We start from the raw sequence: 15,284 nt of genomic DNA, 5'->3' as shown, positions 1-15,284 counted from the left end.
AAAAATGAGACAACTTAAAATATCCCAATCAATCACTAACCGCGAATCGGCATCGCTCGAAAAATACCTGCATGATATTGGCAAGGTAGATTTGATCACAGCTGAGGAGGAAGTGATCCTGGCGCAAAAGATCCGTGAGGGCGACCAGGTAGCGTTAGAACGTTTGACAAAAACAAACCTTCGCTTTGTGGTATCGGTTGCTAAGCAGTACCAAAACCAGGGCCTTACCCTGGGCGACTTAATAAACGAAGGAAACCTTGGTTTAATTAAAGCGGCAAAACGCTTTGACGAAACCAAAGGCTTTAAATTTATTTCATATGCCGTATGGTGGATCCGTCAGTCAATCCTGTCGGCCATTGCCGAGCAATCGCGTATTGTGCGTTTACCATTGAACCAAATTGGTTCATTGAGCAAAATACACAAAGCAGCTTCAAAACTGGAGCAGGAATTTGAAAGACAGCCAACACCCGAAGAACTTGCAGACAATCTGGAAATTTCGGTTGATAAAATTGCCGATTCGATGAATAACGCGGGTCGCCAGATTTCAATGGACGCGCCTTTCATCCAGGGTGAAGAAAACACCTTGCTTGACGTATTGGCCAGCTCTGATGCTGCAACTGATACTGAAGTAATGGCCGATTCATTATCACAGGAAATTAAACGCTCGTTAGGCATCCTTGCCGAACGTGACCGTGAAGTGCTGATGTTATTCTTTGGCCTTGGTGGTCATGCACCTCACTCATTAGAGGAAATAGGTGAAAAATTTGATTTAACCCGTGAGCGTGTTCGCCAGTTGAAAGACAAGGCTTTGATGCGTTTACGCCACAATTCAAAATCAAACCTATTGCAATCGTACTTAAACTAATCCAGGTTATATCCGCCTGAGTTTTTATAATAAAAACGCGAATGAGAAAATCATTCGCGTTTTTTTGTGGGCTTGATTTTACATAAAAACGATGTCATTGCGAGGAGTCGCATGGGTAAAGCGCCGGGAGCGACGTGGCAATCGCATGCTATACAGAGCTGCTAAGCTTCCGTGCGATTGCCGCGCTACGCTCGCAATGACATCTTTTTTGAATACAATGCATCTCAATTACTTACTCCCAACAAACTCCTTCCCCTTACGATATTGCGGCAGCTCATACCATGCCTTAGCCGGTCGGTTTGCCGGGAAACCATGTTTCGCCCGGTAAGCTTTTCGTTCGGCAGTAAAATTCCACCAGCTTTTGCCGGTGTCGCCATGCTTAATATAGTGTGATAATAATCGGTATGAATCCTCCACACATGGATCGGCCCAGGCGCCTACGTGGCGTTCAAATGCATTGAAAAGTTCAACAGGATCTTTACCTTTTAATTGTTCTAAAGAATAATAGCCTTGCTGTATCAGCTCAGTCGCAAAATTGATCCCTAATGATGGGATACTTTGAAATTCAATCAATGCATTGATCTCCCTGGCGCGTTCGGCATCTGCATTTAATATCATTGCAACTTCATCCGGGGCGAAGGTAACGAGATCGGCAATCTTGGTTTTTTGAGCCCGGAGAATAGCTTTTTCTTCTGCTGTAAGGAGCAGATTAATGGATTTCTTCATAATTCAGGCGGATATAACAACTAATTTAGAAAGGAATTATGAAAAATAAAAAAGCCTTCCAAACTAAATTGAAAGGCTTTCGGACATCTGCGCAGTTAAAATCTGTACAGGTACAATCAAAATTTATTTCATCAGCTTGATAAAGTCATCAAACAAATACCTTGAATCATGCGGGCCAGGTGACGATTCAGGGTGATATTGTACCGAGAAAGCTTTTTTGCCTTTTACACGAATACCTTCTATGGATTGGTCGTTCAGGTTAACGTGGGTGATCTCTACCTTATCCGAAGCGCGTACAGCTTCCGGCACTACACCAAAACCGTGGTTTTGTGAAGTAACCTCGCAATGGTTAATAATGATATTTTTTACCGGGTGGTTTAATCCACGGTGACCGTTAAACATTTTTTGAGTTGGGATATCGTTAGCCAAAGCCAGCAACTGGTGGCCTAAGCAAATCCCGAACATCGGCTTATCAGCAGCTAAAATTTCCTTTACGGTTTCAACTGCGTAAGGCATGGCAGCAGGATCGCCGGGGCCGTTTGAAATGAAATAGCCTGTAGGGGCAAAATCTTTTTCCATTTCGGCGTAGGTTGTTTTTGCCGGGAACACTTTGGCGTAAACATCGCGCGAATCAAAATTGCGAAGGATGTTTTTCTTTACACCAAGATCAAGTACCGCTACACGGTAAGGAGCATCCTCGCTGCCAAAAGTATAAGTTTCGGTAGTTGTTACCTGCGATGAAAGCTCAAGGCCATCCATTGAAGGTACCAGGTCAAGCTTTGCTTTCAACTCATCCAGATCTAATATTTCTGAAGAGATGATTGCGTTCATAGCGCCCTTATCACGAATGTGACGAACAAGCTGACGGGTATCGATATCAGAAATACCTACAATATTTTGCTCCTGGAAATAATCCTGTATCGATTCATCGGCCTGTTTACGGCTGTAGGCGATGTTATAATTTTTGCAAACCAGGCCTGCAATCTGGATCCTGCCCGATTCCACCTCTTCATTAGCAATACCGTAATTACCAATGTGCGCATTGGTGGTTACCATAATTTGCCCAAAGTATGAAGGGTCGGTAAAAATTTCCTGGTAGCCGGTCATGCCGGTATTAAAACAAATCTCGCCGGTGGTAGTACCCATTTTGCCCGCAGCTTTACCGTAAAAAACGGTGCCGTCGGCAAGCAGCAATATAGCCGGTAATTTGGTGAAATAATTCATTGCTTAAAAAAATTGAAAGGGTTAAATGATCGGATTGCCTGGTTCAAAGCCCCGTGAAAACTGATAGAAATATTGAAGTAAGGAACTTCCGGATTCACGGCGCAAAAGTAGAAAATAATTTCGGATTTTGAATGTGAGATTTCGGATTTATTTTGATTTCGGATTTCGAATGTGGGATTTCGGATTTATTAGTAATGAATACGCTCCCTGCCAATCAAAAAATAGAAAAATCCGAAATCGAAATTCCGAAATCCGAAATCAAAAAATCACATCCGAAATCGAAATTCCAAAATCCGAAATCATGCTTACCTTTGCAGTGCGATAACACATTTATCAATGTCTGTAAATAAAGAAATAAAGCGTATCACCACCAACACCATCCAGGAGATGAAGGTTCGTGGCGAAAAGATCTCTATGCTTACCGCATATGACTATTCGATGGCTACCATAGTTGACGATGCCGGTACTGATATCATCCTCGTTGGCGATTCGGCCTCCAATGTGATGGCCGGTCACGAAACTACGCTGCCTATAACGCTCGACCAGATGATCTATCATGCATCATCTGTGGTACGTGCGGCCAAACGTGCATTGGTGGTTGTCGATCTGCCTTTTGGATCATACCAGGGCAACTCAAAGGAAGCGCTGAACTCAGCCATCCGCATTATGAAGGAAGCCGGGGCACACGCCGTTAAAATTGAAGGCGGCGTTGAAATAGCCGAATCAGTTAGCCGGATCTTGACCGCCGGCATCCCGGTAATGGGGCACCTTGGCCTTACACCGCAATCCATATACAAGTTTGGAACGTACACTGTACGCGCCAAACATGAAGCCGAAGCGCAAAAGCTGCGCGAGGATGCCCTTAAACTACAGGAGCTTGGCTGCTTTGGTATTGTATTGGAAAAAATCCCGGCCAAACTGGCGCAGGAGGTATCTGAAAGTCTGCAGATCCCTACAATAGGTATCGGCGCCGGTCAGCATTGCGACGGCCAGGTACTGGTGATCCATGATATGCTGGGGATTAACAAAGGCTTTAAACCCCGCTTTTTACGCCAGTATTCCAACCTGTATGATATCATGCACGACGCGATCAAAAATTACAATACCGACGTAAAAAGTAACAGTTTCCCTAACGAAAAGGAACAGTATTAATTAGCTTATAGTTGATGGTTCATAGATCATGGCTAAATGCTGCTTAACTATGAACTATCAACCATGAACCATGAACTAAACAATGGCCCGTCCTGAATTTAATTACAGCAGCAATGATATTACCGATAAAGATGTTCTTTATGAGGACAACCACCTTATTGCCATAAATAAACGCGCGGGAGACATTGTACAGGTTGATGAAACCGGCGATGAGCCCTTGGACGAAAAAGTAAAAAAATACATCGCCAAAAAATACAGCAAGCCCAACGGTGCGTTTTTAGGCGTAGTGCACCGGCTGGACAGACCGGTAAGCGGCGTGATCCTGTTTGCCAAAACCAGTAAAGCGCTCGACCGGATCAACAAAATGTTTAAAGCCCGTGAAATGCATAAAACCTATTATGCAGTAGTGCGCAAAAAACCATTCCCCGAAGAAGGCACCCTGGTACACTGGCTGGTAAAAAACTCACAAAAAAATGTAACCAAAGCCCATGACAGAGAAGTTCAGGGTAGCTTACGATCTGAACTGAGCTATAAATTAGTTGGCGAACTAAACGGGTATTATTTAATTGAAGTAGACCCGATAACCGGCCGCCCGCACCAGATCAGGGTACAGCTTTCAACTTTGGGTTGCCCTATTGTGGGCGATAATAAATATGGCTACCCCCGCGGCAGCCTGCGTAAAAGCATTTGCCTGCATGCTCGCAAGCTTACTTTTGTACACCCGGTAAAAAACGAACCAGTTGCTATTATCGCTCCTGTACCACGGGATGGCTTTTGGGAAAAATTTGAGGGAATGATGGTAGGGTGAATCTATTGATGTCAATCTATCGGTTCACATCGCCAAAACCCTTTCCCAGATCTCCTCATCAACCGGAATGCCTTCCAATGAATTCCGTTCTCTGGTTTTCAGCATATTTTCGCCAGGGTATGAAACCTGTTCACCATCAACAGGATTGCTGCTTTTGGTGTAGCTCAGGATTTCATTTATCAAACGCTCATTTTGCTCAGTATCTGTTTTCAGGCAGATAAACACTTGCGATACGCCCCACTCCTTTTCGTGTTCGCTGATTTTTGAGGTAGATTTTCCTCCGCTTAATAAGGTCGCCAGCAGATCAAGCATCAGCGATAAACCCGACCCTTTCCAAAAGCCAATGGGCAGCATCCGCTTTGACTGCAAAATGGCATCGGCATCAGTACTTAAATTCCCTTCTTGGTCATAGCCGCCGGGCAATGTCAAACGTTTATTTTGCGATTTGCTTTCCATTAGCTTACCTACCGAGTATTGTGAAATAGCCATGTCCAGCAGGATATGCCCACCCTTACGCGGCACCGCTATAACCAACGGATTATTACCAAGCCGCGGGTCGAGCCCACCCCAGGGCGGCAGGTTAGCAATGGTGTTTGTAAAACAAATGCCTATAAATCCGGCATCAGCCGCCTGCAAGCCATAAGTACCGCCACGCATCCAGTGGTTGGTATTTTTGATAGCCACGCAGCCTATGCCGTACTCCCCGGCCAGTTCAATAGCCCGGCTCATGCACCTGTTTGCGTTTAACATACCAAGACCAAAATTGCCGTTCCATTGCTCAATTGCACCCAGATTGTTTACCATTACAGCTTCCGCATCCGGTTTAAACAAGTCTTCCTTTATAGTTTGTACAAAAGCAGGAAACCGGTTAAGGCCATGACTGTAAACACCATCCCTGCTGTTGGCGGCAAAAATGGCGGCGCATTGCCGGGCCTTTTCAAGCGGCAGATCAATACTTAATAGTACTCTTTCAAATTCGGCTTCAAGTTTTTGGTATGGAACGCGCATAGGTTTTGAAATAAATTTAATTTATAGCGTTTATTACAGTGTACTGATGCAAGGTAATCAACCATATTTTATAATTTTGCCTTTAATAAATGAAAAGAACCCCGCTGTTGTTTTTCCTGTTTTTAATAAGTATTGCGCTGATTGTTAATTCATGCAAGAAAGATAACTTAAGCCATATACCCGGATTATTAGCAGGTAACTGGCAATTGGCTTCTATAACCGTTACCAATTATGTGGGTGATGCCCAGGTTTCTTTAGATACCTTAAACCAAACTTGCCAGGATACCCAACTTTTTACCTTCAATGCCGACAATTCCTGCAGCTACACTAATTTTCAATGCAGATCAGATACCGCGAAGGGCCGCTGGTCGCTTACTGCAAATAAATTATTTTTAATTTCGGATATGGTTTGTAAAGATACCACCAAAGCATCGGGCGGTACCTCAAAGCCATTTGAAAACACTAAAATAGTTACCTTGGGTAATTATTCGCTGGTATTAGAAACAGGGGATGTTGAACCAAACTATTCGGCAACAAAAAAACGACGCATTATGCGTTACGGGTTTATCAGGCAAAAAGTAACTGCCACCCAATAGTTTTAATATTTTTAATTGTAAAATGGTTTTAATAGTTTCAATGCCAAGTAAACAGTCAGCCCGATGAAACTATTGTAGCTTCATCTTCGTTGAAAAACAAATTATCGATGAAAAAAAGAATTGCCATTTTCGCTTCAGGTTCCGGCTCAAACGCTCAAAAGTTAATGGAGCATTTTAAACGCAATGCCGAGGCCGAAGTTGTGCTGATACTTACCAATAATCCTCAAGCTTACGTTTTGCAGCGTGCTGATAACTTTGAAGTACCCTCGCATATTTTCAGTCGCCATGAGTTTTATGAAACCGATGGCGTTATCCGCCTGCTAAAAAATTTACAGGTTGATCTGATTGTACTTGCCGGCTTTTTATGGCTCGTACCCCAATCATTGTTAAAAGCATTCCCCAATAAGATTATTAATCTGCATCCTGCCCTGTTACCCAAATATGGCGGCAAAGGCATGTACGGCGATAACGTACACCGCAAAATATTGGAAGACAAAGAAGAGGAAAGCGGCATCACCATTCACTTTGTTAACGAAAACTTTGACGAAGGCGAGATTATCCACCAGTCGAAATTTAAAATTGAACCTGGCGATACGCTTGAAATCGTAAAATTTAAAGGCCAGCAACTCGAGCATAACCATTTCCCGAAAGTTGTTGAAGCGCTTTTAAAGAAAATGAAGAGTTGATTTTAATCTATAGAGATTAGAGGTTGGAGGTTAGAGATTAGGTCTTTCTTGAGGGTTAAAAAGTTTTTTACATATATTTAAGTTCTACGATTAGATTAATGGGAGCTTTTACAGATTTAGAGGTTTGGAAAAAGGCCCGTTTATTACGAAATAACATCACAGAATTAGTGAAGGCGTTTCCCGCCGAGGAAAAATATCGTTTAACTGACCAAATCATCCGCTCATCCCGTTCTATCGGAAATAATATTGCCGAGGGTCATGGTAGATTTCATTATTTAGATGCATCCAAATTCCTGGTAAATGCACGAGGCTCTGCAGCTGAAACCATCGATCATTTGATCATAGCCTTTGACAATAATCTCATAGATCAGCAAACAATGGACAATCTTAAACAAGATTGCGAAGAATGTATGCGAATGATTAATGGCTATATTTCCTATCTAAAGAAGCAACTTGAGAATTAACATAGCTAAAATTGTCTTTTTTCAAACAGCGTATTCTCAAATCTCTAACCTCCAATATCTTCTAAAAACAAGGATTAAAAAAAACTAATCTCTAACCTCAAATCTCTAATCACTAATCACTACCTTTGCGGCTCAAAAAACAGTGTGTACATGAGCCAGTCAGTTCAAATAAAAAATGCTTTAATTTCTGTTTATTACAAAGATAACTTAGAGCCCATCATTCATGAGTTAAACCGCCTTGGTGTAAATATCTATTCAACCGGAGGGACCGAAACTTTTATCCGCAATTTAGGGGTAAATGTGATCCCGGTTGAGGACCTTACCTCTTACCCTTCAATCCTTGGTGGCCGTGTTAAAACCCTGCACCCTAAGGTTTTCGGTGGTATTTTGGCCCGCAGGAGTTTTGGTGGAGATAAACAGCAATTAGAGCAATATGAAATCCCTGAAATTGATTTGGTAATTGTTGACCTGTACCCCTTTGAAGAAACTGTACAATCAGGCGCCGGTGCCGAAGATGTGATCGAAAAGATCGATATCGGTGGGATCTCTTTGATCCGCGCAGCTGCAAAAAACTTTAAAGATGTAGTGATCGTAGCTTCAAAAGATGACTACGCAGGCCTGGAAAATATCCTAAAAACACAGGATGGTGCTACCACAATTGATCAGCGCCGTTCATTCGCTCAAAAAGCATTCAACATATCGTCAAACTACGATACACATATTTTCAACTACTTTAACGAGGCAGAACCACTCCCGGTATTTAAACAAAGTATCCAAACCAGCCAGGTTCTGCGTTACGGCGAAAACCCTCACCAAAAAGGAACTTTTTATGGTAACCTTGATGCCATGTTCAACAAACTGAACGGCAAAGAGCTTTCATACAACAACCTGGTTGATGTTGATGCTGCCGTTGCTATTATTGATGAGTTTACCGAGCCTACTATCGCTATCCTTAAGCATACCAATGCCTGCGGTGTAGCTTCACGTTCATTTATTAAAGAAGCATGGATCGATGCTTTAGCCTGCGACCCGGTATCTGCCTTTGGTGGCGTAATTATTGCCAATGCCGAAATCGACGCAGAAACAGCTACCGAGATCGACAAGATATTTTATGAAGTACTGATCGCGCCTGCTTTCACTGATGAAGCCGTACAGATACTATCAGGCAAAAAGAACCGCATCCTGTTGGTTCGCCAGCCGGTTGAGTTGCCTGTTAAACATTTCAAAACCTTATTGAATGGTGTAATTGAGCAGGATAAAGACGCCGTTATTGAAGGCCCGGCCCAAATGACAACTGTTACCGAAAAAGCACCTACCGAGGCGGAATTGAAAGACCTGTTCTTTGCTAATAAAATTGTGAAGCATACCAAATCAAACACCATTGTGTTTGCTAAAAATAACCAGCTAATGGCGAGTGGCGTTGGTCAAACATCAAGGGTTGATGCACTTAAGCAAGCCATTATTAAAGCTCAAAGCTTTGGTTTCGATCTGAACGGTGCGGTAATGGCGTCCGACGCTTTCTTCCCCTTCCCTGATTGTGCCGAACTGGCTGCCGAAGCCGGGATCACCGCCATATTACAACCGGGCGGATCAATTAATGACAAGCTTTCGGTTGCCATGTGCAATGAAAAAGGCCTGGCTATGGTTACTACCGGCGTACGTCACTTTAAACACTAACATTTAAGGTTGACCGGGTTGATTTGGTGAGTAGTTTATTAGGTTAAAAACGTTTGATTGAAGAGTAGAGATTGATTTGGTGAAAAGGAAAAATGTTTTTAACCTGTTTTAACTTAATTTACCTGTAAATCCGGTCAACCATCTAATAAATAAGCTCTATCAACCCAACCCCAACACAATAAATGTGATTTTTTAACGCTTAAGTTTGCAAAATGCTAAACTATTTAAGCGTATTTTTATAAACTTTGCATAACATACTGAAAGAAATACCAGATGGGTTTATTTAACTTTTTTACACAAGAAATTGCTATCGATTTAGGTACAGCAAATACCCTCATTATACATAACGACAAAGTTGTTGTTGACGAACCCTCGATCGTGGCGTTTGACAGAACAACCAATAAAGTGATTGCCATTGGCAGGCAGGCCATGCAAATGGAAGGTAAAACGCACGATAATATCCGTACCGTGCGCCCGCTTAAAGACGGTGTAATTGCCGACTTTAACGCTGCCGAGCACATGATCCGCGGGATGATCAAAATGATTAACCAGGGTAAGGGATGGTTCTTTCCATCACTGCGTATGGTGATCTGTATCCCTTCGGGCATTACCGAGGTTGAGAAACGCGCCGTGCGCGACTCGGCCGAGATTGCCGGCGCCAAGGAGGTTTACCTCATCCACGAACCAATGGCTGCTGCTGTAGGTATCGGCATCGACGTGGAAGAGCCTATGGGCAACATGATCATCGATATTGGTGGTGGTACTACCGAAATTGCCGTTATTGCTTTATCAGGTATTGTTTGCGACCAGTCAATCCGTGTTGCGGGTGATAACTTTGATTCGGACATTGTACAATATATCCGTCGTCAGCATAACATCATGATTGGTGACCGTACTGCCGAAAAAATTAAAATTGAGGTTGGCGCCGCGCTTCCTGAACTAAGCGAGCCACCGGGTGATTTTGCCGTACAAGGCCGTGACCTGATGACCGGTGTTCCAAAACAAATTATGGTATCATATACCGAGATTGCGCATTGCCTTGATAAATCAATTTCAAAAATTGAGGAAGCGATATTAAAAGCGTTGGAAATTACCCCTCCCGAGCTTTCGGCCGATATTTATCAAACCGGCATCTACTTAACCGGTGGAGGTGCGTTATTGCGCGGTTTGGATAAGCGCGTGGCTGCCAAAACCAAACTACCCGTTCACGTTGCCGAAGACCCTCTTCGCGCCGTAGTACGCGGAACCGGCACCGCCCTTAAAAACATTGGCAATTTTAAATTTTTAATGCAGTAACTGAGTTAGTGATTAGAGGTTAGGGATTGGAGATTAGTTATTATTAAAATACTTATCTCCGATTCCTAATTTCTAATTTTGCTATAGACAACTAATCTCTGATCTCCAATTAACTAATCTCCAACAATGCGTAACCTTTGGATATTTATTACTAAGTATAACGCGTTTTTTTTATTCCTGATTTTTGAGATTAGTTCGCTGCTTATATATATCAAATACAACTCGTTTCAAAAAGCGTCTTTTATTAACTCAACCAATAAAGTAACCGGTACCTTGTACAGCCAGGTTGATGCTTTAAAAGAATACCTGTCATTAAAAGAAACCAACGATAGCCTTGCCCGCGAAAATGCCAAACTTCGCGGCCAGCTCAAAGCTTCTATGTATGTTGATACTGTTGAAAAACACAAGGTTAATGATACCGTTTACAAACAACAATATACTTATATTGTAGCCAAGGTAATCAATAATTCATTCAATAAACGCAGCAACTACATTACTATTAACCGGGGCAGCAGGGATGGGATCCAAAAGGATATGGGTGTAATAACAGGTACAGGCGTTGTGGGGCAGGTTATTGCCGTAACCGAGCATTTAGCTATTATCCAATCGGTTTTGCATAAAAACACGCGTTTTAGCGCCATGCTTGCAGGTACTAAAGATATAGGCTCGTTTGTATGGGGTAACGATCTTGATCCGCACAGGGGGGTATTGATAGATATCCAGAATAATGCTCAGCCCAAAATTGGCGATACGGTGGTTACCTCGGGCTATTCGCTTTTCCCTACCGGTATACCGTTTGGCAAAGTTACCAACCTGCATGCCAAAGGCGGCGGTTTACTCATCAACGTTGAGGTAGCCTTAGCTGTTGATTTTACAAAGCTTCAATACGTTTACGTGGTAAATAACAAATTTGCCGGTGAACAAACGGTACTGGAGGCCGTACAAAACAAAAATGAGTAGAACTATCCTTGTTAACCTTGTTAGGTTTATAGTTTTGGTTTTTATGCAGGTTTTCCTGTTAAAAAACATAACGTTTTATAATCTTGCCACCCCTTATTTCTATATCCTTTTCATTTTGTTGCTTCCCTTTGAAGTACCTAATCCACTGCTGTTTGTACTCTCGTTCCTGACAGGCCTCACTATTGATGCTTTTTATGATACACCGGGGCTTCATGCTGCGGCCTGCGTTGTGCTGGCATTGGTACGTGTACTTTTCATCAGCATCACGGTACAAAAGGATGGCTTTGATAACGAGCCCGAACCTACTTTGAGTATCATGGGTTTCAGGTGGTTTTTTACTTATGTGTTGATACTTACTTTATTCCACCACTTTTTCCTGCTTAATTTAGAGGTTTTTAGTTTTTCTGAAATACAATACACACTAAGCCGTGTTGTTTTGAGTTCATTGTTTACCGTATTTTTAATACTAATTTCGGGCCTGCTATTTTTCAGAAGGAAAGAACGTAAATGAATAAGTTTTTTGAACGCCGCTACGTTGTTACCGGTATTTTTATAGCTATCATATTAGCCCTGCTGGGAAGGCTGTACTATATCCAGATAGTTGATGATAAGTACGAGATCTATGCCAACAGTAACGTAAGGCGTACTACCATACTTTACCCTGCCCGCGGGCCTATACTTGACCGTAACGGCAAAATCCTTGTACAAAACGAACCCATTTATGATGTTACCGTTAACCCCAAGGAAGTAAAACCTTTTGATACCATGTTATTTTGCAAAATGATAGGTATCGACAAAGAGGGTTTCGACAAGCGCTTTACCAAGGCTAAAAAACAATCGCCTAATACAGCATCCGTATTTGAAAAACAACTCTCTGTTCAGTTGTATGCTTCATTGCAGGAAAAGCTGTTTGAGTTTCCGGGCTTCGCTATAGTGCCCCGCACCATACGCACGTATCCCGACTCGGTAGCCGCACAGTTTTTAGGTTTTATTGGCGAGGTCACCGACAGGGATATCAAACGCTCAAACGGATATTACCGCCTTGGCGATTATATCGGCGTTACCGGCGTTGAAAAGGCATACGAAAATGTGCTGCGCGGTCAACGCGGGGTACAGGTACAAATGGTAGACTCGCATGGTGTACCCAAAGGTTCATTTGCCAATGGCGCGCTTGATACCGTACCCCGTTCGGGCGAACGTTTGACCTCGTCGTTAGACGTTGACCTGCAAAGGCTCGGTGAAAAACTGATGCAAAACAAACTGGGCAGTATTGTGGCCATAGAGCCATCATCGGGCGAGATTTTATGTTATGTGAGCAGCCCTACCTATGACCCTAACCTCATGGTAGGCCGTCAGCGCGGTAATAACCTTGCCAAAATGTACAATAACCCGTATAAGCCATTTTTCATCCGGCCTATCCAGGCGCAATATCCTCCCGGCTCATCATTTAAACCATTAAGTGCCCTTATCGCGCTGCAGGAGGGCATCGTTAACCCGGGCGAAACCTACTATTGCACCGGGCACTACCGGGCGGGCAACAGGTTGGTCCCGTGTAATAAAGGTGAAGCACATGGTTCGGTAAACATGAGCAGGGCGGTGGCCGAATCATGTAACGGTTATTTTTCGATGGTATTTCAGCGTATTGTTGACCGGTACGGCGTGAAACGGACTGAAGCCAATTTTGCAGCATGGCGGGCCAATGTGATGAAATTTGGCCTCGGTGCCAGATTGGATCTTGACATGCCTGCCGAAAGCCGGGGCAACGTACCCACACCTTTGCATTACGACAACGTTTATCGCAAAGGCGGCTGGCGTTCAAGCACCATCATTTCATTGGCTATTGGCCAGGGCGAGCTTTTGGCAACCCCATTGCAAATGGCTAACCTGGAGTGTACTATTGCCAATCGCGGGTTTTATTATAAACCGCATTTAATTAAAGCTATAGGTACCAAAAACGTAATTAAAAAAGAATACGTTGAAAAAAACTACGTTGGGATAGATTCGGGATATTTTGAGCCTGTTATTAACGGAATGCAGGCAGTAGTTGAAAACGGTACAGCCCGCAGATCAAAGATACCCGATATTATTATGTGCGGTAAAACCGGTACCGCGCAAAATCCGCATGGTGAGGATAACTCGGTATTTGTGGCTTTCGCCCCACGCGATAATCCTAAGATAGCGATTGCTGTTGTAGTTGAAAACTCGGGCGAGGGTGCGCATTGGGCCGCTCCTATTGCAAGCTTCATAGTTGAAAAATATCTAAAAGGTAAGATCAGCCCGCGCGAATCGGGAATTACAGTTGATTATTATGCAAATGCCAACCGCCTGCCCGATCTTAGCCTTTATGCTCAAGACCTGCAAAAAGAACGCAGGCGTGACAGTATCAGGGCGGCAAAGGTTGATTCTATCAAAAAATTCAAAGCTGATTCAATAAAAAAATTCAAGGCCGATTCGATAAAAAAAGAAAGGCGCGAATCAGCTTATAACAATAAACCGGCGAACTGGATTAAATCATTAACGGGCGGGAGGCCGGGCAAGTCATGAGCACTCAGCAGCGGAGTTTCTTTTTCAATGTAGATTGGCTTACAGTTTTTTTGTACCTGGTACTTTGCACCATTGGTTGGTTCAATATTCATGCTGCAGTTTTTGACGTCAATCACCCCAGCATAGTTGATGCCTCAACCAATTACGGTAAGCAGTTCATCTTTATTTGCGTATCTGTAGTGATTGGTATTGTTATCCTGCTACTCGAAAGCCGGTTCATTGCTGCCCTGGCCCCAGCATTTTATGTAGTAATAGTTTTGCTGCTGATACTGGTGTTGGTAATAGGCCGAAACGTAGGCGGTAACCAGGCCTGGATCAACATGGGCGGCGGTTTCCGGCTGCAGCCTTCGGAGTTTGCCAAGTTTGCAACCTGTTTATTGCTTGCGCGATATTTAAGCGGCACCAACATCCGGGTTACCGAACCCAAATCATTTTTAACGGCCGCCGTGATTATCGGGTTCCCGATGTTGCTGATCATGCTGCAGCCCGATACCGGTTCAACACTGGTATTTTGCTCTTTGATATTTGTTTTATACCGCGAAGGGCTTTCTCCTTATTTCCTGGTGATAGCGGGGTTGTTCATCACCCTTTTCGTTACGTCGCTATTATACAATCCGCTGTATATTATCCTGATCCTGGCTGTAATAACCGCTTTTATTATCTTTTTATTTAAGCGTAACAGGCAGCTGATCAAAACCGTGATCATCGGCCTTGCAATCTCGATAGCGTTTATATTCAGTGTAAAGTTTATTTATACCCACGTTTTAAAGAAACATCAAACAGAGCGTATTAACATACTACTGGGTATCACCACCGATTTAAAGGGAAAAGGTTATAATGTAAACCAGTCGAAAATAGCTATAGGCTCCGGAAAAATGTGGGGTAAAGGTTATTTACATGGTACACAAACCCAATACTCGTTTGTACCCGAGCAAAGTACCGACTTTATTTTCTGCACCGTCGGCGAAGAATGGGGCTTTGCAGGTTCATTAACGGTAATAAGCCTTTTTATGTTCCTGATATTACGGGTAATTCTCATTGCCGAACGGCAGCGATCGCCTTTTACGCGTATTTACGGTTACGGTGTAGCTTCAGTGCTGTTTTTTCACGTAGTAATCAATATCGGTATGACAATTGGCGTAGTGCCCGTTATTGGAATCCCCCTACCGTTTATCAGCTATGGAGGCTCGTCATTACTAAGTTTTACCATGCTCCTGTTCACGCTTATCAAACTCGATTCAAACAGGAAATCGAATGTTTGATAATTTTAGTCAGAAG

At 43.2% G+C, this 15,284-nt stretch carries 15 protein-coding genes; 12 read left to right on the top strand and 3 right to left on the bottom strand.

The window, feature by feature from the left end; all coding sequences use genetic code 11:
- Positions 1 to 4: 4 nt before the first annotated feature.
- A complete protein-coding gene (locus tag DIU38_RS32680; protein WP_090528912.1) occupies positions 5 to 865 on the top strand; it encodes a sigma-70 family RNA polymerase sigma factor in 861 nt (286 codons plus the stop codon).
- 228 nt (positions 866 to 1,093) lie between these two features.
- Here DIU38_RS32680 and DIU38_RS32675 read toward each other — a convergent pair whose 3' ends face one another.
- Together DIU38_RS32675 and carA are read right to left on the bottom strand one after the other, a co-directional pair.
- Positions 1,094 to 1,591 carry a helix-hairpin-helix domain-containing protein gene (locus tag DIU38_RS32675; protein WP_112652744.1) on the bottom strand — a complete coding sequence of 166 codons (498 nt, stop codon included), beginning with the start codon at positions 1,589 to 1,591 and terminating at the stop codon, positions 1,094 to 1,096.
- A gap of 123 nt (positions 1,592 to 1,714) precedes the next feature.
- Positions 1,715 to 2,815, bottom strand: a complete 1,101-nt coding sequence (gene carA / locus DIU38_RS32670; RefSeq protein WP_112652743.1) for a glutamine-hydrolyzing carbamoyl-phosphate synthase small subunit — start codon at positions 2,813 to 2,815, stop codon at positions 1,715 to 1,717.
- A 336-nt stretch (positions 2,816 to 3,151) separates the two neighbouring features.
- On the opposite strand from carA, the gene panB reads away from it, so the two are divergent.
- Together panB and DIU38_RS32660 are read left to right on the top strand one after the other, a co-directional pair.
- Positions 3,152 to 3,967 carry a 3-methyl-2-oxobutanoate hydroxymethyltransferase gene (panB, locus tag DIU38_RS32665; RefSeq protein ID WP_090528921.1) on the top strand — a complete coding sequence of 272 codons (816 nt, stop codon included), beginning with the start codon at positions 3,152 to 3,154 and terminating at the stop codon, positions 3,965 to 3,967.
- 82 nt (positions 3,968 to 4,049) lie between these two features.
- A complete protein-coding gene (locus DIU38_RS32660) occupies positions 4,050 to 4,775 on the top strand; it encodes an RluA family pseudouridine synthase (RefSeq protein WP_112652742.1) in 726 nt (241 codons plus the stop codon).
- A gap of 24 nt (positions 4,776 to 4,799) precedes the next feature.
- Here the strand turns inward: DIU38_RS32660 and yiaK are convergent, their stop codons facing one another.
- On the bottom strand, positions 4,800 to 5,783 hold the full coding sequence (yiaK, locus tag DIU38_RS32655; RefSeq protein ID WP_112652741.1) for a 3-dehydro-L-gulonate 2-dehydrogenase: 984 nt from the start codon (positions 5,781 to 5,783) through the stop codon (positions 4,800 to 4,802).
- Between the two features lie 89 nt (positions 5,784 to 5,872).
- On the opposite strand from yiaK, the gene DIU38_RS32650 reads away from it, so the two are divergent.
- From DIU38_RS32650 to rodA, 9 genes are all read left to right on the top strand, one after another.
- The gene (locus DIU38_RS32650) at positions 5,873 to 6,379 is read left to right on the top strand and encodes a DUF5004 domain-containing protein (protein WP_112652740.1); all 507 of its coding nucleotides are present in this window, start codon (positions 5,873 to 5,875) and stop codon (positions 6,377 to 6,379) included.
- Between the two features lie 107 nt (positions 6,380 to 6,486).
- Positions 6,487 to 7,065 (top strand): phosphoribosylglycinamide formyltransferase, encoded by a 579-nt coding sequence (gene purN, locus DIU38_RS32645; protein WP_112652739.1) that lies wholly within the window; start codon positions 6,487 to 6,489, stop codon positions 7,063 to 7,065.
- A gap of 98 nt (positions 7,066 to 7,163) precedes the next feature.
- Complete coding sequence (locus DIU38_RS32640) at positions 7,164 to 7,529, top strand: four helix bundle protein (RefSeq protein WP_112652738.1); 366 nt, start codon at positions 7,164 to 7,166, stop codon at positions 7,527 to 7,529.
- A gap of 150 nt (positions 7,530 to 7,679) precedes the next feature.
- Positions 7,680 to 9,206, top strand: coding sequence for a bifunctional phosphoribosylaminoimidazolecarboxamide formyltransferase/IMP cyclohydrolase (gene purH, locus DIU38_RS32635; protein WP_112652737.1), 1,527 nt, complete (start codon positions 7,680 to 7,682; stop codon positions 9,204 to 9,206).
- A 273-nt stretch (positions 9,207 to 9,479) separates the two neighbouring features.
- Complete coding sequence (locus DIU38_RS32630) at positions 9,480 to 10,502, top strand: rod shape-determining protein (protein ID WP_090528947.1); 1,023 nt, start codon at positions 9,480 to 9,482, stop codon at positions 10,500 to 10,502.
- Positions 10,503 to 10,628: 126 nt separating this feature from the next.
- Entirely contained in the window at positions 10,629 to 11,462 is an 834-nt protein-coding gene (gene mreC, locus DIU38_RS32625) for a rod shape-determining protein MreC (RefSeq protein WP_112652736.1), read from the top strand.
- The gene (locus tag DIU38_RS32620; RefSeq protein WP_090528953.1) at positions 11,455 to 11,973 is read left to right on the top strand and encodes a rod shape-determining protein MreD; all 519 of its coding nucleotides are present in this window, start codon (positions 11,455 to 11,457) and stop codon (positions 11,971 to 11,973) included. Before mreC ends, DIU38_RS32620 begins: the two co-directional genes overlap by 8 nt.
- A complete protein-coding gene (gene mrdA, locus DIU38_RS32615) occupies positions 11,970 to 14,006 on the top strand; it encodes a penicillin-binding protein 2 (protein WP_112652735.1) in 2,037 nt (678 codons plus the stop codon). The genes DIU38_RS32620 and mrdA overlap by 4 nt, the downstream gene beginning before the upstream one ends.
- Positions 14,003 to 15,268: a rod shape-determining protein RodA gene (gene rodA / locus DIU38_RS32610; protein ID WP_112652734.1), complete on the top strand. Its 1,266-nt coding sequence runs from the start codon at positions 14,003 to 14,005 to the stop codon at positions 15,266 to 15,268. Before mrdA ends, rodA begins: the two co-directional genes overlap by 4 nt.
- The last annotated feature ends 16 nt before the right edge of the window (positions 15,269 to 15,284 follow it).

It is taken from the genome of Mucilaginibacter metallidurans (assembly GCF_003286435.2).
In the GTDB taxonomy this organism is placed as follows: Bacteria; Bacteroidota; Bacteroidia; order Sphingobacteriales; family Sphingobacteriaceae; genus Mucilaginibacter; species Mucilaginibacter gossypii.
This window is presented reverse-complemented; position numbering and strand designations above follow the sequence as displayed.